Here is a 22283-nt window from a genome sequence, read left to right on the forward strand (position 1 = left end):
CCTGACATCAGCGGTCGCCGCTACAAGGAGAGCCCCGTGTACCTGACGCCTCAGCATGCCCTCATCGCCGGCGCCACTGGCCTGACCGGCGAACACCTGCTCGACCGCCTCCTCAACGAGCCGACGGTACCCCGGGTGCTGGCGCCGACGCGCCGTCCGCTGGCGGAACACGCCCGGCTGGACAACCCGGTAGGTGACCTCAACAGCCTGCTGCCGACCCTGGAGGGCCCGCTGGACGTGGCCTTCTGCTGCCTGGGCACCACCATGAAGCAGGCCGGTTCCGAAGCCGCCTTTCGCGCCGTGGACTACGGCCTGCCCCTGGCAGTCGGCCAGCGCGCCCTGGAACTGGGCGCCCGCCACTACATCGTGGTCAGCGCCATCGGCGCCGATCCGCAGTCCTCGATCTTCTACAACAAGGTCAAGGGCGAGCTGGAAGAGGCCCTGCGCGCCCAGGGCTGGACGCAACTGACCCTGGCACGGCCGTCACTGCTGATCGGCCAGCGCCAGGAAGAACGCCTGGGCGAGCGCCTGGCCGCCCCGCTGTCGCAGTGGCTGCCGGGCAAGTGGCACGGCATCGAAGCCGCCGTCCTGGCCCGGGCGCTGTGGCGCCTGGCTCTGGAAGAAGGCAAGGGCGTGCGAGTGGTTGAATCGGACGAGTTGCGCAAACTGGGGCGTTGAAGGCTTGGCCGCTATCGACCGTAGGTTGGGCTGAGAAGGCTCCATCGTCGAAGCCCAACATGCCGGTGCCGAGGCAAACACTGTTGGGCTTCGCTGCGCTCAACCCAACCTACGATAGCCTGTAGGAGCGGCCCATGGCCGCGATCCCCTCACTCATTCAGGCTTGTGTCGTTAGCCCTCGCTACCGGGCCTGGGTGCATCCTATCGCGGTCGTGGACCGCTCCTAAGCCGGCTGCGCCAGCACCATCTGATCCACCTCCTGCACCAGCCAGTCGTGCAGGGCGCGCAGGCGCGGGTCAGCCAGGGCACCCTGGGCATAGAGCAGCATGTACCTCTTGTGCGCCGGCACGGAACGACCGAAGGGCGGCACCACCAGCACACCACGAGCCAGTTCGTCGGTGATCAGGGCGCGGCGGGCGATGGCCACGCCCATGCCGGCGATGGCCGCTTCGATGGTCAGGTGGTTGCGGTTGAAGGTATGGCCCCGCCGCACGTCCAGCGCCGGGGCGCCGATGCTGGCCAGATAGAACTCCCATTCGGCGTATTCGTAGCTGCCGCGCCAGGCGGTGATGTCATGCAGCAGCGGATAGAACTCCAGGTCCTCCGGTCGCTCCAGTGGCGGGCGTCCCGCCAGCAGACTGGGGGCGCAGACTGGAAAGATCTCCTCCTCCATCAGCGGCGTCGAGGCCAGGCCCGGATAGCTGCCGTCGTTCAGGTCGATGGCCAGGTCGAATTCGCCCTCGCGCAGCGACCAGCTGCTGTCCTCGGCCACCAGGCGCAATTGCAGATCGGGAAAGCGGGCCTGTAGGCGCGGCAGCCGCGGGGTCAGCCATTTGCCCAGGAACGAGGGAATCGACCGGAGCCGCACCACGCCGCCGAACTGACCGGCGTTGAGACGGCGCAATTCGGCATCGATCAGCCCGTAGGCCTGATTCAGGGTGGTCGCCAGGCGCTGGCCCTCGGCGGTCAGCTCCAGGCCACGCGCGACGCGATGGAACAGCTTGAAACCCAGCCGCTCTTCCAGCTGGCGCATCTGCTGGCTGATGGCGCCGGGCGTCACGTGCAGCTCTTCGGCGCAGCGCGTGAAGGACAGATGCCGAGCGGCGCAGGCGAAGACCTGTAACCAGGCCTGGGTTTGGGCATTGAGGATCCGGCTCATCGATGAGTTCCGCTAAAGGATCGCTTAGAAGCTTTCGTTTGTGCGAGCTGAGGGCTTATCACCACTATGAGCCATCCGCCGGCACCTTGTCTGGCGACCATTCAAGCTCAATCAGGGATTACCGACATGGCCATCAGCGTCTTCGACCTGTTCAAAATCGGCGTGGGTCCGTCCAGTTCCCATACCGTGGGCCCGATGCGGGCCGGCGCCCTCTTCGCCCAGCGGCTGGTCAACGAAGGCCTGCTCGAACAGGTCAAGCGGGTCGAGGTGCGCCTCTATGGCTCGCTGTCGGCCACCGGCGTCGGCCATGGTACCGACCGCGCCACCCTGATCGGCCTGATGGGCGAGTGGCCGGATCGCGTCGATCCTGCCGCCGTGGAGCCACGCATCGAAGCGCTGCGCAATGAACGTCAGCTGCTGCTGGCCGGTCGCCAGGCGATCCACTTCGATTGGCAGGAAGACATGCTGCTGCTGGACGAGAGTCTGCCCTATCACCCCAACGCCATGACCCTGACCGCCTTTGGCGCCACCGGCGAGGTGGCCGAGGCGACCTACTACTCCATCGGCGGCGGCTTCGTGGTCGACGCCGCCCAGGCCGCCAGCGGCGTGCTGGACAACGACACCACAGAACTGCCCTATGACTTCTCCAGCGGCGCCGAGCTGCTGCACCTGTGCCGCAGCCACGGCCTGGGCGTGGCCGAGCTGATGCTGGCCAACGAGAAGCGCTGGCGCTCCGAAGAGGAGATCCGCAGCGGCCTGCTGCGCATCTGGGACGTGATGCGCGAATGCGTCCAGAACGGCCTTGCCAACGAAGGCATCCTGCCCGGCGGCCTCAAGGTGCGTCGCCGCGCCGCCCGTCTGCACCAGAGTCTGCAGGCCATCGGCAAGCCCAACGTCATCGGCTCGACCCTCTCCGCCATGGAGTGGGTCAACCTCTTCGCCCTGGCGGTGAACGAGGAGAACGCCGCCGGCGGCCGCATGGTCACCGCGCCCACCAACGGTGCGGCCGGGATCATCCCGGCGGTGCTGATGTACTACATGAAATTCAACCCCGACGCCTGCGACGACGACGTGGTGCGCTTCATGCTCGCCGCCGCCGCGGTCGGCATCCTGTGCAAGAAGAACGCCTCCATCTCCGGCGCCGAGGTGGGTTGCCAGGGCGAGGTCGGTTCGGCCTGCGCCATGGCCGCCGCGGGCCTGGCCGAGGTGCTGGGCGCCAGCCCCGCGCAACTGGAGAACGCCGCCGAGATCGGTCTGGAGCACAACCTCGGGCTGACCTGCGACCCGGTAGGAGGCCTGGTGCAGGTCCCCTGCATCGAGCGCAACGCCATCGCCGCGGTCAAGGCGATCAACGCCGCCCAGATGGCCCTGCGCGGTGACGGCGAGCACTTCATCTCCCTCGACCAGGTGATCCGCACCATGAAGGAAACCGGTGCGGACATGCACAGCAAGTACAAGGAAACCTCCCGCGGCGGCCTGGCCGTGACCTTCGTGGAGTGCTGAGTCAGCCTTGACGCAGGCGCGGTGGATTGTCGAGAGTCGGACTTTTCCCTCACAGGAACGCCCATGAGCCTCGACTCCGTCCGCCAGCACCTTGCCCGCATCGCGCCCGACCTCGAGATCCTCGAGGCCACCACCAGTACCGCAACCGTCACCCTGGCGGCAGCCGCCCATGGCGTGGAGCCCGGGCGCATCGCCAAGACCCTGGGCTTGAAAGTCGGGGATCAGCAGCTGCTGCTGGTGGCCCGCGGCGATGCGCGACTGGACAACCGCAAGCTCAAGGCCGCCTTTGGTGGCAAGGCCAAGCTGCTCGATGCCGCTACCGTGGAAGGCCTCACCGGACATCCAGTAGGTGGCGTCTGCCCGTTCGGACTGACCACCCCGCTGCCGGTCTACTGCGACGAATCGCTCAAGGCCTTCGACGAGGTACTACCCGCCGCGGGCGCCATCCACAGCGCCGTGCGCCTCACGCCCGAGCGGCTGGCCGCCCTCAGCGAGGCGCGCTGGGTGGATGTCTGCGAGGTGGGCGATCAGCGCAGCTGATCGTGCTTTTCGACGTCGCGCCGATCCTTGTTCAAGACGACGCAGGCGTAGTAGCCGCCGCCAAGCAGGATGAGTGCGAGCAGGCTGAAAAGAATCATGAAGATACCATCGTCCATGGCTGCCTCCGAGAGATGCCAGAAAGGGATGGATAAAGCTTAGGCCCCAAGGCGCTCGCGTTACAGCAGCAGGTAGACATATGAAAAACCGGATCAGATGGCCGGTGCCTCGCTATAGTGACGGTCTCCCCTGCCCTGGCCTCGCATGAAGCGCTACGAACGATTCGCCGACCAGCTCGCCACCCTGATGAACAGCGGCGTCCTCGCCCCCGGCGAGCGCCTGCCGTCGGTGCGCAACGCCAGTCAGACCCACGGCATCAGCCCCTCCACGGTGTTCCAGGCCTATTACCTGCTGGAGAGTCGCGGCCTGATCGAGGCGCGCGAGCGATCCGGCTACTTCGTCCGCGAACCGGCTCGGGCGCGGGACGCGGCGCCCTTGCTGACCCCTCTGGAAGGCACCGAGGTGGCGGTGAGCGATCTGGTCTATTCGGTGCTGCAGTCGCTGCAGGACCCGGACATCGTGCCCTTCGGCTCGGCCTTTCCCAGTCCCGATCTGTTTCCCCTGACGCGGCTGGCCCGCAGCATGGCCCACGGCCTGCGCGACCTGCCCGCCCAGGACCTCACCGCCTACGTCACCCCCGGTCATCCCGAATTGCGTCGGCAGATCGCCCGGCGCTACGGCCTGGCCGGCATGCCCGAGGTCGGCGAAGAGCTGGTGATCACCCACGGTGCCCTGGAGGCCCTCAACCTGGGCCTGCAGAGCCTGACCCGTCCCGGCGATTTGGTGGCGGTGGAAAGCCCGGCCTTCTACGCCAGCCTGCAGGTATTGGAGCGGCTACAGCTCAAGGCGGTGGAGATTCCCGTCGACCCCGAGCGCGGCCTCAATCTGGATGCCCTGGAAGAGGCCCTGAGCCGCCTGCCGATCAAGGCCTGCTGGTTCATGAGCGGCCTGCAGAATCCCACCGGGGTCAGTCTCGACGACCGCGCCCAGCAGCGACTCTATGGCCTGCTGCAACGCCATCAGGTGCCGCTGCTGGAAGACGACGTCTATGCCGAGCTCTACAGCGGCAGCGAACCGCACCGCCCGGTCAAGCGCTTCGACCGTGACGGCCTGGTGCTGCACTGCGGCTCCTTTTCCAAGTGCCTGGCGCCCGGCTATCGCATCGGCTGGATCGCCGCCGGCCGTCAGGCCGGTGCCGTCGCCCGGCTGCGGCTGATGACCACCATCACCCCCTCGATGCCGGCCCAGGCCGCCCTGGCGGACTACCTGCAGCACGGCGGCTACGACCGCCATCTACGCCGCTTGCGGCTGAGTCTCGATCGGCAGCGCCAGGCCATGCTGGCCGCGGCGCGGCGCTACTTTCCCGCCGACACCCACGTCAGCCGGCCCCAGGGCGGTTACTTTCTCTGGTTCGAACTCCCCGAGCGGGTGGACAGTCTGGCGCTCTATCGCCAGGCCCTGGCCGAGGGCATCAGCCTGGCGCCGGGACCGATCTTTTCCGCGCAGCGGGGTTTTCGAAACTGCATCAGGCTCAATTGCGGTCATCCCTGGGACGCGCGTAGCGAGGCGGCCATGGCCAGGCTCGGGGAGTTGCTGAAGGCGTTCTAGAGGCCGCCGCGCACGCTGCCCCGCCCACCGATAGCGGCCGGCAGGGACAGCGGCAACAGCAGGGTATCGAGCAGGGCGCTGGCGGGCAGGTCCAGCACCGGCCAGGCCGGCGCCTCGGCGCCAAAGCGCTCCTGGGCGCAGCAGCCGCCCTGCAGCGCATAGAGATCCAGCCGGGTACCGGCATAGACCACCGGCGCGCCGGGCTTGGCGGCGTCCAGGGTACGCACCGTAGCGCAGCCGCCAAGGGCCAGGACGGCCGTCAGTAGCAGGCCGAGACGCACGATTCTAGTCATCGTTGCCGGACAGGTGATGTTCGCCCCAGCGCGGCAGCATGTCCTGGGGGATGCCCAGGGTGTTGAGGATGCGTGCCACCACGAAGTCCACCAGGTCGTCGAGGGTCTGCGGCTGGTGGTAGAAGCCCGGCGAGGCCGGCAGGATGGTCACCCCCAGGTTGGACAGTTTGAGCATGTTCTCCAGATGGATGCTGGAGAACGGTGACTCACGCGGCACCAGCACCAGCTGACGGCGTTCCTTGAGGGCCACGTCGGCGGCGCGTTCGATGAGGTTGTTGCTGGCGCCGGTGGCGATGGCCGAGAGGGTGCCGGTGGAACAGGGGCAGACCACCATGGCCGCCGGGGCGCTGGAGCCGGACGCCGGCGGTGCCATCCAGTCGCTCTGGCCGAACACCCGTACCTGGCCGGGGGCCGCGCCGGTGTATTCGGTAAGAAAGGCCTGCATGGCCTGGGGCTTGGGTGGCAGCACCACGTCGGTCTCGGTGGCCATCACCAGTTGTGCAGCCTTGGAGATGAGGAAGTGCACCTCGCGCTCCTCCTGCACCAGGCAGTCCAGCAGGCGCAGGCCGTACTGGGAGCCGGAGGCGCCAGTCAGTGCCAGGGTGATACGTTCCGGGCCGGCCATCATGCCTGCTCCAGGGCCGCGGCCAGCTTGCCGTGCAGACCGCCGAAACCGCCGTTGCTCATGATCACCACATGGGTGGGGCCGTCCAGTTCCGCCTTGACGCGCTCGATGATGGCCTCCAGGGAGTCGCAGACCACGGCCGGAACGGCGCAGGCCTCGGCCGTTCCGGCCAGGTCCCAGCCCAGATTTGGCGGGGCGTACCAGACCACACTGTCGGCCCTGGTGACGCTGGCCGGCAGGCCGTCGCGGTGGGCGCCCAGTTTCATGGAATTGGAGCGCGGCTCGATGACGGCGATGATCCGCTCGCTGCCAACCCGGGCGCGCAACCCCTGCAGGGTGGTGGCGATGGCGGTGGGATGGTGGGCGAAGTCGTCGTAGACGGTCACCCCACGCACCTCGGCGACCTTCTCCATGCGCCGCTTCACGCTACGGAACTCGCTCAGGGCGGCGACTCCCATAGCGGGCACCACCCCGACATGACGAGCCGCCGCCAGGGTGGCCAGGGCATTGGCCACGTTGTGCTGGCCGGTCAGTTCCCAGTTCACCGTGCCCTGCACCTCGCCGTCGAACAGCACCTCGAAGCGCGAGCCGTCCTCGGCCAGCAGGCGAGCCTGCCATTGACCACCTGCGCCGGTGGTCTGCACCGGGGTCCAGCAACCCATCTCCAGCACCCGCACCAGGGCCGTTTCGGCGGTGGGATGGATGACCAGGCCACTGCTGGGAATGGTCCGCACCAGATGATGGAACTGCCGCTCAATGGCTGCCAGATCCGGGAAGATGTCCGCGTGATCGTATTCCAGGTTGTTGAGGATGGTGGTCCGCGGCCGGTAGTGGACGAACTTGGATCTCTTGTCGAAGAAGGCGCTGTCATATTCATCGGCTTCCACCACGAAGAAGGGCGTGCCGCCCAGGCGCGCCGAGATGCCGAAATTCTGTGGCACCCCGCCGATGAGAAAGCCCGGGCTCATGCCGGCATGCTCCAGCACCCAGGCCAGCATGCTGGTGGTGGTGGTCTTGCCATGGGTCCCGGCGACCGCCAGCACCCAGCGGCCCTGCAAGACGTGCTCGGCCAACCACTGGGGACCGGAGACATAGGGCAGGCCCTTATCCAGCACGTATTCCACCGCCGGATTGCCGCGCGACAGGGCGTTGCCGATCACCACCAGGTCCGGGGCCGGATCGAGTTGGGCCGGATCGTAGCCCTGGGTCAGTTCGATGCCCTGGGCCTCCAGCTGGGTACTCATGGGCGGATAGACGTTGGCGTCGGAGCCGGTCACGCGATGGCCGGCTTCCTTGGCCAGCACCGCGAGCGACCCCATGAAGGTGCCGCAGATACCGAGGATGTGGATGTGCATGACAGGCGGGCTCCGCTGCAAATTGAACGGCGGCAAGGTTAGCACGGGGGGCCGCGCGGCCGGAGCGATGGCCGTCGCGGATGCCTGGTTCAAGGACAGCAAACCGGGCGATGCCAGGGGTGCGGGCGTCAACCAGATCGGGCACGTCGCCACGCCCTGACGGTGAGGCGCCGTATCGCCCGGGAGAACAGCGACTTATCTACCCCTTGGATTAATTATTCAAATTGCTTCGCTTTCAATGATAAGGCTGCCTGCCTAGGCTAGGGTCATCCCGTTTCAGGAGTCCTGCCATGTCTCTTGCCGATGCCCTGGCCCTGCGCCAGGGGTGCAAACCCTTCCGCCACCTCGACCGCCCGCTGGAGGTCATCCGCCAGTTCACCCCCCACTGGTTCGCCGTGACCATGGGCACCGGTATCCTGGCCCTCGCCCTGGCAGCCTTTCCTCTGCCGCTGCCCGGACTGCACGCCCTCGCCGAAGGCCTGTGGCTGTTCAATGCCCTGCTGTTCAGCCTGTTCGCCGGGCTCTATGCCGGCCGCTGGCTGCTGTTCTACCACGAGGCCCGCGAGATCTTCGCCCACGCCACGGTTTCCATGTTCCTGGGCACCATTCCCATGGGCCTGGCGACCCTGATCAACGGCCTGCTGCTATTCGGCCTGCCACGCTGGGGCGAGGCGGTGCTGCCCCTGGCGCTCGGCCTCTGGTGGCTGGATGCGGCCATGGCCCTGGTCTGTGGGGTGCTGATTCCCTATCTGATGTTTACCCGCCAGGCGCACCGCATCGACCAGATGACCGCCGTCTGGCTGCTGCCCGTGGTGGCCGCCGAGGTGGCAGCCGCCAGTGGCGGCCTGCTGGTGCCGCACCTGGCGACCAGCGAGCAATTCACGGTGCTCGTCGCCAGCTATGTGCTCTGGGCCTATTCGGTGCCGGTCGCCTTGAGCCTGCTGGTGATCCTGCTGTTGCGCCTGGCGCTGCACAAGCTGCCGCCGGCCAACATGGCCGCGTCGAGCTGGCTGGCGTTGGGACCGATCGCCACCGGCGCCCTGGGCCTGCTGATACTGGGCGCCGATGCACCGACAGTGTTTGCCGCCCATGGCCTGGCCGGAATCGGCGAGATCGCCCAAGGCCTGGGCCTGTTGGGCGCGGTGCTGCTCTGGGGACTAGGGCTCTGGTGGCTGGCGCTGGCCGTACTGGTGACCCAGCGCCAGGCCCGTGAAGGCATGCCCTTCAACCTGGGCTGGTGGGGCTTCACCTTTCCCCTGGGTGTCTATGCCCTGACCACCCTGCGCCTGGGGGAAGCCCTGGCGGCGCCCTTCTTTACCGGCCTGGGCACCGTGCTGGTAGTGCTTCTTGCACTGCTATGGACCCTGGTCGCCAGCCGCACCCTGGCAGGCGCCTACCAGGGCAGCCTGTTCGTCTCGCCTTGCATCGCTCATCTTTGCCAGAAGGCGGCGCGTTAGTCCTGCGGACGTTGCAGACCGTGTTGATGCAGCCAACGATAGAGGGTGTTGCGACTCACTCCCAGGCGCTTGGCGGCGCGAGTCATCTGCCAGTGGCAGTCGTCCAGCACCGCACGCAGTTCCTCGCGGGCGCTGTCGACCGGCGCCGCGCTGGACGGCAGCGGCAGCCGGGCGCCACGGCAGTCGGCGGGTAGCTCGTCCAGACCGATCTGGCCGTCTTCGCTCAGGGCCACCAGGGTGCGCAGCACGGTGCGTAACTGGCGGACGTTGCCAGGCCAGGGCTGGGCGAGCAGACAGGCACGGGCTGCCGGATCGAGACGGATCGCCTCGCCGCGGGCCTCCTCGGCCAGCAGCAGATCGAGCAGTTCGCCACGGTCACTGCGCTCACGCAGGGCCGGCAGGGTCACCACCAGGCCGCGCAGGCGATAGTAGAGGTCTTCGCGAAAACTGCCGGCGGCCACCAGGGCTTCCAGATCACGGTGACTGGCGCTGACCAGGCGCAGGTCCAGGGCGCGAGGTGCGCCGCCGCCAAGGGGCACCACCTGGCGCTCTTCCAGCACCCTGAGCAAACGCGTCTGCAGCGCCAGGGGCATGTCGCCGATCTCGTCGAGAAAGAGGATGCCGCCATCGGCCTGCTGCAGCTTGCCGGCCATACCTTCCTTGCGCGCCCCGGTGAAGCTGCCGCCACGATAGCCGAACAGCTCGCTTTCGATCAGCGTCTCCGGAATGGCCGCGCAATTGAGCGCGACGAAGGCCTGACCGGCGCGGCTGCTGGCGCGGTGCAGGGCGCTGGCGAAGGCTTCCTTGCCGGTGCCGGTCTCGCCATGCAGCAGCACCGGCACGTCACGCTCCAGGACCTTGAGCGCCCGGGTGAAATCCCGCGCCAGGGCCGGATCGGCCAGGCAGATACCGCTGGGCACGGGCGTCTTGGGCACCGCTACCGGGGTGACCGGGCGCACCTGAGGGCCGCGCACCAGGCCGTGGAAGCCCTGCCCCTGGCGACCACGCAGTGCCCAGCAGGCGCTGGGGTGCGGGCGGGCGCGCTCCAACAGGTCGTCCAGCCGTAGCTCGAACAGGGCCTCCATCCGCTGCCCCAACACCGCACTACGCGCCAGGCCGAGCAGCATCAGCGCGGTTTCGTTGGCGGCCTGGACGCGGCCCTCGTCGTCGAAGGCCAGCAGCCCTTCGCTGAGCAGGCCGACATAGGCCGCCTGGGCATGGAAGCGCAGCAGGTAGCCAGCGGCGTAACGGTCGAGGAAATAGCAGCTCTCGATCAGCTTGGCCGAGAGATTGACCAGCGCCATGGTGTGGAACTGGCCCTGGCGCGAGGCTTCCTGGCGGGCGCTGGAGACATCCAGCACCGCCAGCAGCTCGCCGGCCGGATCGAAGACCGGACTGGCCGAGCAGGTCAGCTGGGTATGGCGACTGCGAAAGTGTTCGTCGCGATGGATGGTCAGCGCCTGGCGCTCCACCACGCAGGTGCCGATGCCGTTGGTGCCTTCACAGGCTTCGCTCCAGTCGGCGCCCAGCCACAGTCCGGCCTGCTGGAAGGTCTCGCGCTCGGCGTCGGCGGTCACGCAATCGAGGATCAGCCCGCGGGCATCGGTGAGCAGCACGGCATGGCCGGCGCCGCCCAGTTGCTGGTGCAGGGAATTCATCTGGCCGCGGGCGATCTGCAAGACCCGTTGCTGGCGCTGGCGGTGCTCGTCGAAGCGGGCGCGCTCCAGCACCCAGGGCGCTACGCGCGCGGCCGGGTCGAGCTGGTGTTCGTCGAGACAGCGCCGCCAGGAGCGGGCGATGGCCGGATCGCTGGCCGGGCCGTCAGGGACAGCGCCGCGGGCGAGTTCGAGCACCTGGCTGGCATGACGATCGGACGGGGTGGCGGCCATTGTCGTTGTCCTCCGCGGGGGCGTCTGCGCGGCCACCAGCATAGGCCAAATCGGTCGGACTGCGCACGCTGTCACCCCCAGGTGACAGGCTGTCACGCCAAGGGGTGACACCTCTGTCACAGTGACAGGTGACGGCACTCCCTGGAAAAGTCCACAAGGCCGCATCCACGCGGGTTCGCCCGACTTGGCCCGCGCCTTGCTCAGGATCGGAGCGCCGCTTCATACAAGAACAAACAGGAGACCCACCATGCGCTACGCAGCTCCCGGCACCCAAGACGCCTTGCTGACCCTGCAGGCCCGCTACGGCAACTACATCGGCGGCGAATTCGTCGCCCCGGTGAAAGGCCAGTACTTCACCAACACCTCCCCGGTGAACGGCTCGGTGATCGGTGAATTCCCCCGTTCCGACGCCGCCGACATCGAACGCGCCCTGGACGCCGCCCACGCCGCCGCCGATGCCTGGGGCCGCACCTCGGTGCAGGACCGCTCGCTGATCCTGCTCAAGATCGCCGACCGCATCGAACAGAACCTGGAAAAACTGGCCGTCGCCGAAACCTGGGACAACGGCAAGGCGGTGCGTGAGACGCTCAACGCCGACGTGCCCCTGGCCGCCGACCACTTCCGCTACTTCGCCGGCTGCATCCGCGCCCAGGAAGGCAGCGCCGCCGAGATCAACGACAACACCGCCAGCTATCACTTCCACGAGCCACTGGGCGTGGTCGGCCAGATCATCCCCTGGAACTTCCCGCTGTTGATGGCCGCCTGGAAGCTGGCCCCGGCGCTGGCCGCCGGCAACTGCGTGGTGCTCAAGCCCGCCGAGCAGACGCCGCTGTCCATCACCCTGTTCGCCGAGATCGTCGGCGACCTGCTGCCGCCCGGTGTGCTCAACGTGGTGCAGGGCTATGGCAAGGAGGCCGGCGAGGCCCTGGCCACCAGCACCCGCATCGCCAAGATCGCCTTTACCGGCTCCACCCCGGTGGGTTCGCACATCCTCTCCTGCGCGGCCAAGAACATCATTCCCAGCACCGTGGAGCTGGGCGGCAAGTCGCCCAACATCTACTTCGAAGACATCATGCAGGCCGAGCCGAGCTTCATCGAGAAGGCCGCGGAAGGTCTGGTGCTGGGCTTCTTCAACCAGGGCGAGGTCTGCACCTGCCCGTCCCGCGCCCTGGTGCAGGAATCCATCTACGCCCCCTTCATGGAAGCGGTGATGAAGAAGATCGCCCAGATCAAGCGTGGCGATCCGCTGGATACCGAGACCATGGTCGGCGCCCAGGCTTCCCAGCAGCAATTCGAGAAGATCGTCTCCTACCTGGAGATCGCCCGTCAGGAAGGCGCCGAATTCCTCACCGGCGGCAACGTCGAGAAGCTGCAGGGCGACCTGGCCAGCGGCTATTACATCCAGCCGACCCTGCTCAAGGGCCACAACAAGATGCGCGTCTTCCAGGAAGAGATCTTCGGCCCGGTGATCGGCGTCACCACCTTCAAGGACGAAGCCGAGGCCCTGGCCATCGCCAACGATACCGAGTTCGGCCTCGGCGCCGGCGTCTGGACCCGCGACATCAACCGCGCCTACCGCATGGGTCGCGGCATCAAGGCCGGCCGCGTCTGGACCAACTGCTACCACCTCTATCCCGCCCACGCCGCCTTCGGCGGCTACAAGAAATCCGGCGTCGGCCGTGAAACCCACAAGATGATGCTCGACCACTACCAGCAGACCAAGAATCTGCTGGTCAGCTACGACATCAATCCGCTGGGCTTCTTTTAGGTGCCGAATCACGGGCTGGTGCGCTAGAGCCAAACAAGGCGGAAATAGGCAAGCAAGCGCAGTTTACTCAGCGTAAATGAGCATTCCGAGGCTATTTCCAACGCAGTTTGGCCGAAGCGCGGCAGTTCGTGATCGGTGCCGACGCCTGGATGGCGCGCCTCAGCAGGAAGTAGGGACGCGCCTCCCACCTGACCTGGATCAACACCCGTCCCCGTGGGTGGCCGACGCTAGAGGCAACGGCCACTCGCGGTGGACAGGTGCGTCCCGGCGCAGGCCCCGTCTGGCTTCATCCACGCATCATGCATCCATGAGGGACTCGTCATGCCCAAAACAATGAAAGCCGCTGTCGTCACCGCCTTTGGCAAACCCCTGGAATTCCGCGAAGTCGAGGTGCCTACCCCAGGCGCCGGCCAGGTACTGGTCAAGATCGCCGCCAGTGGCGTCTGCCACACCGATTTGCATGCCGCCCAGGGCGATTGGCCGGTCAAGCCCAATCCGCCCTTCATCCCCGGTCACGAAGGCGTCGGTCATGTGGTGGCGGTGGGCGCCGGGGTCACCCATGTCAAGGAAGGCGACCGGGTCGGGGTGCCCTGGCTGTATTCCACCTGTGGCCATTGCGAGCACTGCCTGGGCGGCTGGGAGACCCTCTGTGAATCCCAGCAGAACACCGGCTACTCGGTGAACGGCGGCTTCGCCGAATACACCCTGGCCGATGCCGGCTACGTCGGCCGCCTGCCGGACAACGTCGGCTTCGTCGAGATCGCGCCCATCCTCTGCGCCGGGGTCACCGTCTACAAGGGCCTGAAGATGACCGACACCCGCCCGGGCAACTGGGTGGTGATCTCCGGCATCGGCGGCCTCGGCCACATGGCGGTGCAGTACGCCCAGGCCATGGGCCTGAACGTGGCGGCGGTGGATGTGGACGACCGGAAGCTCGACCTCGCCCGCCGGCTGGGCGCCGAGGTCACGGTCAACGCCCGCGAGCAGGATCCGGCGGCCTACCTGAAGCAGGAGATCGGCGGTGCCCACGGCGCTCTGGTCACGGCGGTTTCGCCCAAGGCCTTCGAACAGGCCATCGGCATGACCCGTCGCGGTGGCACCATCGCCCTCAACGGCCTGCCGCCGGGTGACTTCCCGCTGTCGATCTTCGATATGGTGCTCAACGGCACCACGGTACGAGGCTCCATCGTCGGCACTCGCCTGGACCTGCAGGAGGCGCTGGACTTCGCCGGCGAAGGCAAGGTCAAGGCCACGGTGAGCGCCGAGCCGCTGGAGAACATCAACGACATCTTCGCCCGCATGCATGAAGGCGGCATCGAGGGCCGAGTGGTGATCGACATGGCGCTGGGCTGAGAACCAGCACCCCACTCCCGTGGCTGCCACGCCACGGGAGTGAACCTTTGCCCTACCGTGACCTCTGAGCGGCTGGCGTTTTTTCCCGGCGCCGATCTCGACCAGGCCACAAAACCCGGTCCCGGCTGCCTTTATAATCGCCGTCGGACCCTCGCAACCACGGTAGGCACGCTCCATGGAATTCAACCCGATCGATCTGATCCTGCACCTCGACGTCTATCTCAGCGGGTTGGTAGCCCAGTACGGCACCTGGATCTACGTCATCCTCTTCGCCGTGATCTTTTGCGAGACAGGTCTGGTGGTCATGCCCTTCCTGCCTGGCGACTCCCTTTTGTTCATCGCCGGCGCTTTATCCGCTCTGGGCGACATGGACCCCTATCTGCTGGCCGGCCTGCTGATGTTCGCTGCGGTGACGGGCGACAGCACCAATTACCTGATCGGCCGCTTCGCCGGCGACAAGCTGTTCAGCAATCCCCACTCCAAGGTGTTCCGCCGCGACTACCTGCTGCGCACCCAGGCCTTCTACGAGCACCACGGCGGCAAGACCATCACCCTGGCGCGCTTCCTGCCCATCATCCGTACCTTCGCCCCCTTCGTCGCCGGGGTCGGGCGCATGCACTACCCCTACTTTCTCGGCTACAGCGTGCTCGGCTCGCTGCTCTGGGTCGGCGGTCTGGTGAGTCTGGGCTACTTCTTCGGCAACGTGCCCTTCATCAAGCAGAATCTCACCCTGATGGTGCTGGCCATCATCGGCATCTCCCTGCTGCCGATGATCCTCGGCCTGATCAAGAGCCGGCGCGCCGCAGTCCAGAGCGGAGTCTGAGCCCTTGGGCTTCTGGCGCGCCTGGCGCGAGCGGCGCCTGCTGGAGCGGGTCACCATCGCCGATGAACTCTGGGCGCGCCTGCGTCAGCGCCTGCCGCTCCTCGATGGCCTGAGTGCCGCCGAGGACACCTGGCTCCGCGAGCACTGCGTGCTGTTTCTCGCCGAGAAGCGCCTCACCCTGCTCCAGGGTCTTGAACTGGACGACGGCGACCGCCTGCTGCTGGCCGCCCAGGCCCTGCTGCCGCTGCTGCACCTGCCGGAAGCGGCGCTCTATCCCAATGTCCGCGAGATCGTCGTCTACCCGGACGCCTTCGTCAGTCCGCAGCGCCATCGCGACGAAGGTGGCCTGGAACACGAGTGGGACGAGGAACGCGACGGCGAAGCCTGGGATCGCGGCCAGGTGGTGCTGGCCTGGCCCGGCATCCAGGCCAGTGGCGGCTGGGAGGCCTACAATCTGGTCATCCACGAATTCGCCCACCTCATCGACCTGCTCGCCGGTGGCCTGTGCAATGGCCAGCCGCCGCTGCACGAGGACATGCCCCAGGCCGCCTGGACCAGCGCCTTGCAGAGCGCCTACGACGACCTCAATCGCCAGCTCGATGCCGATCCGGATGCGCAGACTGTCCTCGACCCCTATGCGGCGGAAAGCCCCGAGGAATTCTTCGCCGTCGCCTGCGAGTACTTCTTCAGCGCCCCCGACCTGCTCAGCGAGCACTATCCAGCGGTGTACGAGCAGCTGCAGCAGCTGTTCCGCCAGGATCCGCGCCAGCGTCTCGCCGCCAGCCTGGCGAGCGTGCCACAGCCGACACCCCCGGGGTCCGAGGCTCGAACCCCGATCTGAAAGCGCCTATACTCCCGGCCACTTTTCCCAACCGACCAGAGGGACCCGTTCATGAGCTACAGCAAGATTCCCGCCGGCAAAGACCTGCCGAACGACATCTACGTCGCCATCGAGATTCCGGCCAACCACGCGCCGATCAAATACGAGATCGACAAGGACAGCGACGCCCTCTTCGTCGACCGTTTCATGGCCACCCCCATGTTCTACCCGGCCAACTACGGCTACATCCCCAACACCCTGGCCGACGATGGCGACCCCCTGGACGTGCTGGTCGTGACTCCCTACCCGGTCGCTCCCGGCGCCGTGATCCGCGCCCGTCCGGTCGGCGTGCTGCACATGACCGACGAAGCCGGCGGTGACGCCAAGCTGATCGCCGTCCCCCACGACAAGCTGAGCGTCCTGTACAAGGACGTGAAGGAATACACCGACCTGCCGGCCCTGCTGCTGGAACAGATCAAGCACTTCTTCGAGAACTACAAGGATCTGGAGAAGGGCAAGTGGGTCAAGGTCGAAGGCTGGGGCGACGCCGACGCCGCCCGCGCCGAGATCACCAAGGCCGTGGCCGCCTACAAGGGCTGATCCACGCCGCTGTCGAAAAGCCCGGTTCGCCGGGCTTTTTTGTGCCCGCTCGCCACGTGGCCGACGGCATCCATTGCCGCTGCAGAAAAGGTTATCGCGCTAGCGTTAGTCGGCGCAAAGATGACGCTCATCCGAATTAACGATAACAGTTATCATAACCGAATAGGATCGCTTCCCACTCGTGATCCTGTCGTCCTGGCAGCGACTTCGAGCCCCCGGCCGTCAATACAGGATTCGCTCGTCATGGCTCGCTCGCGCTTTGTCTTCCCGTTCTCGCCCCTCGTCCTGGCCATCGCCGCCCTGAGCGCCGTCACCGGCGCGCCCGCCCTGGCGCAAACCAACGGCGACACCGTGCAACTGGACTCCACCACGGTGACTGCCACCGAGGCGCCCAAGGACGCTCCGCCGCCCGCCTACACCGGTGGCCAGGTGGCGACCGGGGGCAAGCTGGGCGTGCTGGGCAATCAGGACAACATGAGCGTGCCCTTCAGCGTCACCAGCTACACCGCCAAGCTGATCCAGGACCAGCAGGCCCAGACCATCGGCGAGGTGCTGAGCAACGACGCCTCGGTGCGCCAGTACAGCGGCTATGCCAACCAGTCGCAGAATTTCGTCATTCGTGGCTACAAGCTGACCGGCGATGACATCTCCTTCAACAACCTCTATGGCGTCATGCCGCGGCAGATCATCGCCACCGAGGCCCTGGAGCGGGTCGAGGTATTCAAGGGCCCCAACGCCTTCATCAATGGCGTGACACCTACCGGCTCCGGCATCGGCGGCGCGGTCAACCTGCAGCCCAAGCGCGCCCAGGACACACCGACCCGCAGCTACACCGTCGACTACACCTCTGATGGCCGCCTGGGTCAGCACCTCGACCTCGGCCAGCGCTTCGGTGCCGACAACCGCTTCGGCGCCCGCCTCAACCTGATGCAGCGTGAAGGCGATACCGCCATCGACGACGAGAGCCAGAGATCCAAGCTGTTCGTCGCCGGCTTGGACTACCGCGGTGACAATTTCCGCCTCTCCACCGATTTCGGCTACCAGAAGCAAGTGGTCAATGGCGGCCGCGACAGCCTGCTACTCGGCAGCGGCCTCACCCACCTGCCCCATGCGCCCTCGTCCGACACCAACTACAACGCGCCCTGGACCCGTACCCAGCTGGAAGACACCTTCGGCATGGTGCGCGGCGAGTACGACCTGAGTGACAACTGGACCGCGTATCTGGCCGTGGGCGGCAAGCACACTCGCGAGAACGGGACCTATGGCAGCGCTACCCTGAATGATGAGGCGGGCAATCTCACCATCGGCGGGTCGAAGATCCCCCACGATGACGACTCCCGCACCGTCATGACCGGCCTGAATGGCAGCCTGCAGACCGGCCCCGTCAGCCACCAGATCGCCCTGGGCGCGTCCAGCATCTGGACGGAGCAGAAGAACGCCTACGACTTCGCCTTCCCTGCGGGCGCGAGCAATCTGGACCACCCAGTAGCTGTCGCCTATCCGCGATTCGGTCAATTCATAGGGGGGGATCTGCACGATCCAGGCACCACCGGCAAGACCACCAACCAGAGCCTCGCGCTGTCCGATACCCTGGGCTTCTTCGACGACCGTCTGCTGACCACGGTCGGCGTTCGCCGCCAGTCCCTGCTGGTTCAGGGCTACGCCTATGGCGACGGCCCGCGGACCTCAAAGTACGACGAGTCCATCACCACCCCGATCTATGGCGTCGTCTACAAGCTGACCGATGAACTCTCGCTGTACGCCAACCGCATCGAGGGCCTGGCGCAAGGGCCGACCGCGCCTACCCGGAATGGCAGCACCCCGCTGCTGAACGCCGGCCAGGTGTTTTCGCCGGCGCGCTCCAAGCAGACCGAGGCCGGTATCAAGTACGACCAGGGTACCTTCGGAGCAACCCTGGGTGTTTACCGCATCGAACAACCAGCGGACGGCTACTCCCAAGGCAATCGCTACATTCGCGACGGTGAACAGGAAAACCGTGGCCTCGAGCTGAACGTCTTCGGCGAACCCCTGCTGGGACTGCGTCTGCTGGCGGGCGCCACCTTCATGGACACCGAGCTCAAGGGCACCCAGAACGGCAGCAACGACGGCAATCGTGCCATCGGCGTACCGCGCTTCCAGTACAACCTCGGCGCCGACTGGGATGTACCAGGCCTTGCAGGGGTGGCGCTCAACGGCCGCTTGCTGCGCACCGGCGGCCAATACGCCGATGCGGCCAACAACCTGAGCATTCCGGCCTGGACCCGCGTCGACCTTGGTGCGCGTTATCGCTTCAAAGTCGAGCAAAAAGACGTTACCCTGCGCGCCAACGTCGAGAACGTGGCCAACAAGGCCTATTGGGAATCCGCCTTTGGCGGTTACCTGACCCAGGGCGATCCGCGCACCCTCAAGGTGTCCGCCACCCTGGACTTCTGATCGACAGGCGTTCTGGCCCACCGCCAGCCGCCACGCGCCGCCTCAGCAGCGCATCCTTCATCTGCCCGGCAAGGGCAACCCGGGCGGGCCGGGCTCACCAAAAATCAGCTCAACCCGCCCTCGAAAGCCGGCCACAAGCCGGCTTTTTTGCGTCTGCCGTTCGAGTAGCTCATAACCAGGCGCAGCGGAGCGACGACCGGTACGGATGCAAGCCGCCCAGGCAGAGCCTTTCGCCCATGTCGGCGTCCTGAGTCAGCCCGCCAGGCAAACTCACGAGAAACTCAGGCCCGTTACTCAGGGTCGACCGAGGAAGAGTCCGCCCCGAGTCGCCATCATGTCCCGCCGTCTGCGTCTGCCTCTTTACTTCCTCATCGGCTTGGTCGTCCTGCTGCTGTGCCTGCACCTCGCCGCGCCGCTGTTGATCCGCCATTACCTCAACGACAAGCTGGCGGACATGGGCGACTATCGTGGCCAGATCACCGACGTGGACCTGGCCTGGTGGCGCGGCGCCTATCGCATCGAGGGGCTGGAGATCGTCAAGGTCAACGGCAAGGTGCCGGTGCCCTTTCTCAAGGCGCCCAGCATCGATATCGCGGTGAGCTGGCGTTCGCTGTGGCAGGACCATGCCATCGTCGGGCGCCTCGTCTTTGATCGCCCCGAACTCAACTTCGTCGACGGCGGTGCGCGCAAGGAGCAGTCGCAGACCGGTGAAGGCACCGACTGGCAGGACCAGGTGGACAAGCTGATCTCCATCACCCTCGACGAGGTGCGGGTGGTGAACGGGCGGGTGACCTTTCGCAACTTCAACTCCAAGCCCCAGGTGAACCTGGCGGCCACCGACGTCAACGCCAGCCTCTACAACCTGACCAACGCCGCCGACGCCCAGGGCGAACGCATCGCCCACTTCGAAGGCAAGGCCGCCATCCTCGGCAGCGCGCCCCTGGAAGCCAGCGCCCGCTTCGATCCCTTCAAGGACTTCACCGACTTCGATTTCCGCCTGAGAGTCACCGACATCGACCTGCCCAAGCTCAACGACTTCGCCCGTGCCTACGGCAAGTTCGATTTCCGCGCCGGCAGCGGCGACGTGGTGGTGGAGGCCAAGGCGGTGGACGGCCAGCTCAGTGGCTACGTCAAACCACTGATGAAGAACGTCGATATCTTCGACTGGCAACAGGATGTCGAGAATCGCAACAAGAACGCCCTGGAGAGCGCCTGGGAAGCCGTGGTAGGCACCGCCCAGACCCTGCTCAAGAACCAGCCGCGCGACCAGTTCGCCACCCGGGTGGATCTCTCGGGCAGCGTGAAGAACCAGGACATCAGCCCGTTGCAGGCCTTCTTCAATATCCTGCGCAATGCCTTCGTCCAGGCCTTCAGTGCTAGATATGACGCGGATTGACGCTTTCGTAGGTTGGCGCTGAGCACAGCGAAGCCCAACAGCTTGATTTCTGGCGTCCGGCCACCCTCACCCCAGCCCTCTCCCAGAGGGAGAGGGAGCGGTTGGACCCCGCAGCGTTTTCCACTGACGTACACGGACGCGAGCGGTGGATAAGGCCGCACCATAATCCACCCTACCCGTAGGTTGGCGCTGAGCGCAGCGAAGCCCAACGGGCGGGACTGTCAGTGATGCCAACGGTGGATAAGGCCGCGCCGTGATCCACTCTGCCCGTAGGTTGGCGTTGAGCGCAGCGAAGCCCAACACCATCACCCTTACCCGATAAACAACCGATACGCCGGATTGTCCGTCTCGTCCCAATAGCGATAGCCGATGGCATCCAGGGTCGCCAACAGCTCGCCCCGCTCGGCGTGACTGGCCTCCAGCGCCGCGAATACCCGCCCGTCCGCCGCGCCGTGGTTGCGGTAGTGGAACATGCTGATGTTCCAGCGGCCGCCTAGCTTTTCAAGGAAATCGAACAGCGCCCCGGGTCGCTCGGGGAATTCGAAGCGGAACACCTGTTCCTGGTCGACCCGCATGGCATGGCCACCCACGGTGTGGCGGATGTGCAGCTTGGCCAGTTCGTTGTCGGTCAGGTCCAGCACCGGAAAACCCTGGTCGCGCAGCCCCTGCAGCAAGGCCTCACGTGGATCGCGCTGGGGGTGGGTCTGGACGCCGACGAAGATATGGGCTTCCTGGCCGGTGTGGTAGCGATAGTTGAATTCGGTGATCTGCCGCCGGCCCAGGGCCTCGCAGAAGGCCCGAAAGCTGCCCGGCCGCTCGGGGATGGTCACGGCGATGATGGCTTCGCGCTGCTCGCCCAGTTCGGCGCGTTCGGCCACGTGTCTCAGGCGGTCGAAGTTGACGTTGGCGCCGGAATCGATGGCCACCAGCACCTGGCCGCCACCGCCCGCGCGCTCGGCGTACTTCTTGATCCCGGCCACGCCCAGGGCGCCAGCCGGTTCGGTGATGGAGCGGGTGTCGTCGTAGATGTCCTTGATCGCCGCGCAGATCTCGTCGCTGCTGACGGTGATCACCTCGTCCACATAGCGCCGGCAGATCTCGAAGGTATGGTGGCCGATCTGGGCCACGGCCACGCCATCGGCGAACAGCCCGACTCGCGGCAAGACCACTCGCTCGCCAGCCGCCATGGCCTGCTGCAGGCAGTTGGAGTCGTCCGGCTCGACGCCTATGACCTTGATCTCGGGGCGCAGGTATTTCACATAGGCGGCGATACCGGCGATCAGGCCGCCCCCCCCCACGGGGACGAAGATGGCGTCCAGGCGCCCGGGGTGCTGGCGCAGGATCTCCATGGCCACGGTGCCCTGGCCGGCGATGACGTCGGGATCGTCATAGGGCGGGACGAAGGTGTAGCCCTGCTCCTCGGCCAGGCGCAAGGCCTCGGCCAGGGCCTCGGGAAAGGCATCGCCATGCAACACCACCTCGCCACCACGGGACTGGACGCCGATGACCTTGAGTTCCGGGGTGGTCCGCGGCATGACGATGATCGCCCGCACGCCCAGTTCGCGGGCCGCCAGGGCCAGGCCCTGGGCATGGTTACCGGCGCTGGCGGCGATGACGCCGCGAGCCTTTTCCTCGGTCGAGAGACTGGCCAGCTTGGTATAGGCGCCGCGGATCTTGAAGGAGAACACCGGCTGCAGGTCTTCGCGCTTGAGCAGCACCTGGCAGCCCAGCCGTTCGGACAGCGCCCGGGCTGGTTGCAGGGGCGTCTCGATGGCCACGTCGTAGACGGGGGCTTCGAGGATCTTGCGGGCATAGCGCTGCAAGAGATCGGTGGCGGGTTCCTGGACGGTCATGGCGGGCTCCTGGGGTGTTTCGTCGGGGCCCAGGAGTCAGAAAGTACAAACCCGCCTCTTGGGCGGGTCTGGT

The 22283-nt window shown here is 66.5% G+C and carries 19 protein-coding genes; 12 read left to right on the top strand and 7 right to left on the bottom strand.

The features are described from left to right. Nucleotides 1-36 precede the first annotated feature (36 nt). Nucleotides 37-678, top strand: coding sequence for an oxidoreductase (locus FEZ61_RS03335; RefSeq protein ID WP_017642883.1), 642 nt, complete (start codon nucleotides 37-39; stop codon nucleotides 676-678). 223 nt (nucleotides 679-901) lie between these two features. Here the strand turns inward: FEZ61_RS03335 and FEZ61_RS03340 are convergent, their stop codons facing one another. Further along, entirely contained in the window at nucleotides 902-1837 is a 936-nt protein-coding gene (locus FEZ61_RS03340; protein WP_017642882.1) for a LysR substrate-binding domain-containing protein, read from the bottom strand. A gap of 126 nt (nucleotides 1838-1963) precedes the next feature. On the opposite strand from FEZ61_RS03340, the gene FEZ61_RS03345 reads away from it, so the two are divergent. Both FEZ61_RS03345 and FEZ61_RS03350 read left to right on the top strand, forming a co-directional pair. Beyond that, nucleotides 1964-3340, top strand: coding sequence for an L-serine ammonia-lyase (locus FEZ61_RS03345; RefSeq protein WP_017642881.1), 1377 nt, complete (start codon nucleotides 1964-1966; stop codon nucleotides 3338-3340). 63 nt (nucleotides 3341-3403) lie between these two features. Then, complete coding sequence (locus FEZ61_RS03350) at nucleotides 3404-3880, top strand: YbaK/EbsC family protein (protein ID WP_017642880.1); 477 nt, start codon at nucleotides 3404-3406, stop codon at nucleotides 3878-3880. Here FEZ61_RS03350 and FEZ61_RS24570 read toward each other — a convergent pair. Further along, nucleotides 3868-3996: a hypothetical protein gene (locus FEZ61_RS24570; protein ID WP_017642879.1), complete on the bottom strand. Its 129-nt coding sequence runs from the start codon at nucleotides 3994-3996 to the stop codon at nucleotides 3868-3870. The two genes, FEZ61_RS03350 and FEZ61_RS24570, sit on opposite strands and share 13 nt — an antisense overlap. Nucleotides 3997-4141: 145 nt before the next feature. Between FEZ61_RS24570 and FEZ61_RS03355 the strand changes: the two genes are divergently transcribed. Continuing rightward, nucleotides 4142-5545 carry a PLP-dependent aminotransferase family protein gene (locus FEZ61_RS03355; protein WP_173147245.1) on the top strand — a complete coding sequence of 468 codons (1404 nt, stop codon included), beginning with the start codon at nucleotides 4142-4144 and terminating at the stop codon, nucleotides 5543-5545. Here FEZ61_RS03355 and FEZ61_RS03360 read toward each other — a convergent pair. The 3 genes from FEZ61_RS03360 to mpl are packed head-to-tail and all read right to left on the bottom strand — an operon-like array spanning nucleotide 5542 to nucleotide 7818. Next, nucleotides 5542-5838 carry a YceK/YidQ family lipoprotein gene (locus tag FEZ61_RS03360; RefSeq protein WP_173147247.1) on the bottom strand — a complete coding sequence of 99 codons (297 nt, stop codon included), beginning with the start codon at nucleotides 5836-5838 and terminating at the stop codon, nucleotides 5542-5544. The two genes, FEZ61_RS03355 and FEZ61_RS03360, sit on opposite strands and share 4 nt — an antisense overlap. Beyond that, nucleotides 5831-6463, bottom strand: a complete 633-nt coding sequence (gene ubiX / locus FEZ61_RS03365) for a flavin prenyltransferase UbiX (RefSeq protein WP_026084064.1) — start codon at nucleotides 6461-6463, stop codon at nucleotides 5831-5833. The genes FEZ61_RS03360 and ubiX overlap by 8 nt, the downstream gene beginning before the upstream one ends. After that, complete coding sequence (mpl, locus tag FEZ61_RS03370; RefSeq protein WP_173147249.1) at nucleotides 6463-7818, bottom strand: UDP-N-acetylmuramate:L-alanyl-gamma-D-glutamyl-meso-diaminopimelate ligase; 1356 nt, start codon at nucleotides 7816-7818, stop codon at nucleotides 6463-6465. The genes ubiX and mpl overlap by 1 nt, the downstream gene beginning before the upstream one ends. Before the next feature lie 290 nt (nucleotides 7819-8108). On the opposite strand from mpl, the gene FEZ61_RS03375 reads away from it, so the two are divergent. After that, on the top strand, nucleotides 8109-9275 hold the full coding sequence (locus tag FEZ61_RS03375; protein ID WP_173147251.1) for a C4-dicarboxylate ABC transporter: 1167 nt from the start codon (nucleotides 8109-8111) through the stop codon (nucleotides 9273-9275). On the opposite strand, the gene FEZ61_RS03380 is transcribed toward FEZ61_RS03375, so the two are convergent. After that, nucleotides 9272-11164 carry a sigma-54-dependent Fis family transcriptional regulator gene (locus FEZ61_RS03380; RefSeq protein ID WP_064307609.1) on the bottom strand — a complete coding sequence of 631 codons (1893 nt, stop codon included), beginning with the start codon at nucleotides 11162-11164 and terminating at the stop codon, nucleotides 9272-9274. The two genes, FEZ61_RS03375 and FEZ61_RS03380, sit on opposite strands and share 4 nt — an antisense overlap. A gap of 247 nt (nucleotides 11165-11411) precedes the next feature. Here FEZ61_RS03380 and FEZ61_RS03385 point away from each other — a divergent pair, with 247 nt between their 5' ends. The 7 genes from FEZ61_RS03385 to FEZ61_RS03415 all read left to right on the top strand — a co-directional run bounded on the left by FEZ61_RS03385 (nucleotide 11412) and on the right by FEZ61_RS03415 (nucleotide 20357). After that, the gene (locus FEZ61_RS03385) at nucleotides 11412-12932 is read left to right on the top strand and encodes an aldehyde dehydrogenase family protein (protein ID WP_173147253.1); all 1521 of its coding nucleotides are present in this window, start codon (nucleotides 11412-11414) and stop codon (nucleotides 12930-12932) included. A 321-nt stretch (nucleotides 12933-13253) separates the two neighbouring features. Then, a complete protein-coding gene (gene adhP, locus FEZ61_RS03390; RefSeq protein ID WP_173147255.1) occupies nucleotides 13254-14285 on the top strand; it encodes an alcohol dehydrogenase AdhP in 1032 nt (343 codons plus the stop codon). Between the two features lie 175 nt (nucleotides 14286-14460). Then, the gene (locus tag FEZ61_RS03395) at nucleotides 14461-15108 is read left to right on the top strand and encodes a DedA family protein (RefSeq protein ID WP_017642870.1); all 648 of its coding nucleotides are present in this window, start codon (nucleotides 14461-14463) and stop codon (nucleotides 15106-15108) included. Between the two features lie 4 nt (nucleotides 15109-15112). Next, the gene (locus FEZ61_RS03400; RefSeq protein ID WP_173147257.1) at nucleotides 15113-15949 is read left to right on the top strand and encodes a M90 family metallopeptidase; all 837 of its coding nucleotides are present in this window, start codon (nucleotides 15113-15115) and stop codon (nucleotides 15947-15949) included. A gap of 51 nt (nucleotides 15950-16000) precedes the next feature. Beyond that, the gene (ppa, locus tag FEZ61_RS03405) at nucleotides 16001-16528 is read left to right on the top strand and encodes an inorganic diphosphatase (RefSeq protein ID WP_007161198.1); all 528 of its coding nucleotides are present in this window, start codon (nucleotides 16001-16003) and stop codon (nucleotides 16526-16528) included. A 243-nt stretch (nucleotides 16529-16771) separates the two neighbouring features. After that, nucleotides 16772-18961, top strand: coding sequence for a TonB-dependent receptor (locus FEZ61_RS03410; protein WP_173147259.1), 2190 nt, complete (start codon nucleotides 16772-16774; stop codon nucleotides 18959-18961). A gap of 334 nt (nucleotides 18962-19295) precedes the next feature. Then, nucleotides 19296-20357, top strand: coding sequence for a DUF748 domain-containing protein (locus FEZ61_RS03415; RefSeq protein WP_173147261.1), 1062 nt, complete (start codon nucleotides 19296-19298; stop codon nucleotides 20355-20357). Between the two features lie 311 nt (nucleotides 20358-20668). Here FEZ61_RS03415 and ilvA read toward each other — a convergent pair whose 3' ends face one another. Next, nucleotides 20669-22210 carry a threonine ammonia-lyase, biosynthetic gene (ilvA, locus tag FEZ61_RS03420; protein ID WP_173147263.1) on the bottom strand — a complete coding sequence of 514 codons (1542 nt, stop codon included), beginning with the start codon at nucleotides 22208-22210 and terminating at the stop codon, nucleotides 20669-20671. Nucleotides 22211-22283 lie beyond the last annotated feature (73 nt).

It is taken from the genome of Pseudomonas sp. MS15a(2019) (assembly GCF_013277805.1).
Lineage (GTDB): Bacteria > Pseudomonadota > Gammaproteobacteria > Pseudomonadales > Pseudomonadaceae > Chryseomonas > Chryseomonas benzopyrenica.

What these genes read in the sequence shown, in the direction of transcription:
- FEZ61_RS03340 (WP_017642882.1), bottom strand. Translation starts at nt 1,837, where the DNA reads ATGAGCCGGATCCTCAATGCCCAAACCCAGGCCTGGTTACAGGTCTTC.
- FEZ61_RS03345 (WP_017642881.1), top strand. Translation starts at nt 1,964, where the DNA reads ATGGCCATCAGCGTCTTCGACCTGTTCAAAATCGGCGTGGGTCCGTCC.
- FEZ61_RS03350 (WP_017642880.1), top strand. Translation starts at nt 3,404, where the DNA reads ATGAGCCTCGACTCCGTCCGCCAGCACCTTGCCCGCATCGCGCCCGAC.
- FEZ61_RS24570 (WP_017642879.1), bottom strand. Translation starts at nt 3,996, where the DNA reads ATGGACGATGGTATCTTCATGATTCTTTTCAGCCTGCTCGCACTCATC.
- FEZ61_RS03355 (WP_173147245.1), top strand. Translation starts at nt 4,142, where the DNA reads ATGAAGCGCTACGAACGATTCGCCGACCAGCTCGCCACCCTGATGAAC.
- FEZ61_RS03360 (WP_173147247.1), bottom strand. Translation starts at nt 5,838, where the DNA reads ATGACTAGAATCGTGCGTCTCGGCCTGCTACTGACGGCCGTCCTGGCC.
- ubiX (WP_026084064.1), bottom strand. Translation starts at nt 6,463, where the DNA reads ATGGCCGGCCCGGAACGTATCACCCTGGCACTGACTGGCGCCTCCGGC.
- mpl (WP_173147249.1), bottom strand. Translation starts at nt 7,818, where the DNA reads ATGCACATCCACATCCTCGGTATCTGCGGCACCTTCATGGGGTCGCTC.
- FEZ61_RS03375 (WP_173147251.1), top strand. Translation starts at nt 8,109, where the DNA reads ATGTCTCTTGCCGATGCCCTGGCCCTGCGCCAGGGGTGCAAACCCTTC.
- FEZ61_RS03380 (WP_064307609.1), bottom strand. Translation starts at nt 11,164, where the DNA reads ATGGCCGCCACCCCGTCCGATCGTCATGCCAGCCAGGTGCTCGAACTC.
- FEZ61_RS03385 (WP_173147253.1), top strand. Translation starts at nt 11,412, where the DNA reads ATGCGCTACGCAGCTCCCGGCACCCAAGACGCCTTGCTGACCCTGCAG.
- adhP (WP_173147255.1), top strand. Translation starts at nt 13,254, where the DNA reads ATGCCCAAAACAATGAAAGCCGCTGTCGTCACCGCCTTTGGCAAACCC.
- FEZ61_RS03395 (WP_017642870.1), top strand. Translation starts at nt 14,461, where the DNA reads ATGGAATTCAACCCGATCGATCTGATCCTGCACCTCGACGTCTATCTC.
- ppa (WP_007161198.1), top strand. Translation starts at nt 16,001, where the DNA reads ATGAGCTACAGCAAGATTCCCGCCGGCAAAGACCTGCCGAACGACATC.
- FEZ61_RS03410 (WP_173147259.1), top strand. Translation starts at nt 16,772, where the DNA reads ATGGCTCGCTCGCGCTTTGTCTTCCCGTTCTCGCCCCTCGTCCTGGCC.
- FEZ61_RS03415 (WP_173147261.1), top strand. Translation starts at nt 19,296, where the DNA reads ATGTCCCGCCGTCTGCGTCTGCCTCTTTACTTCCTCATCGGCTTGGTC.
- ilvA (WP_173147263.1), bottom strand. Translation starts at nt 22,210, where the DNA reads ATGACCGTCCAGGAACCCGCCACCGATCTCTTGCAGCGCTATGCCCGC.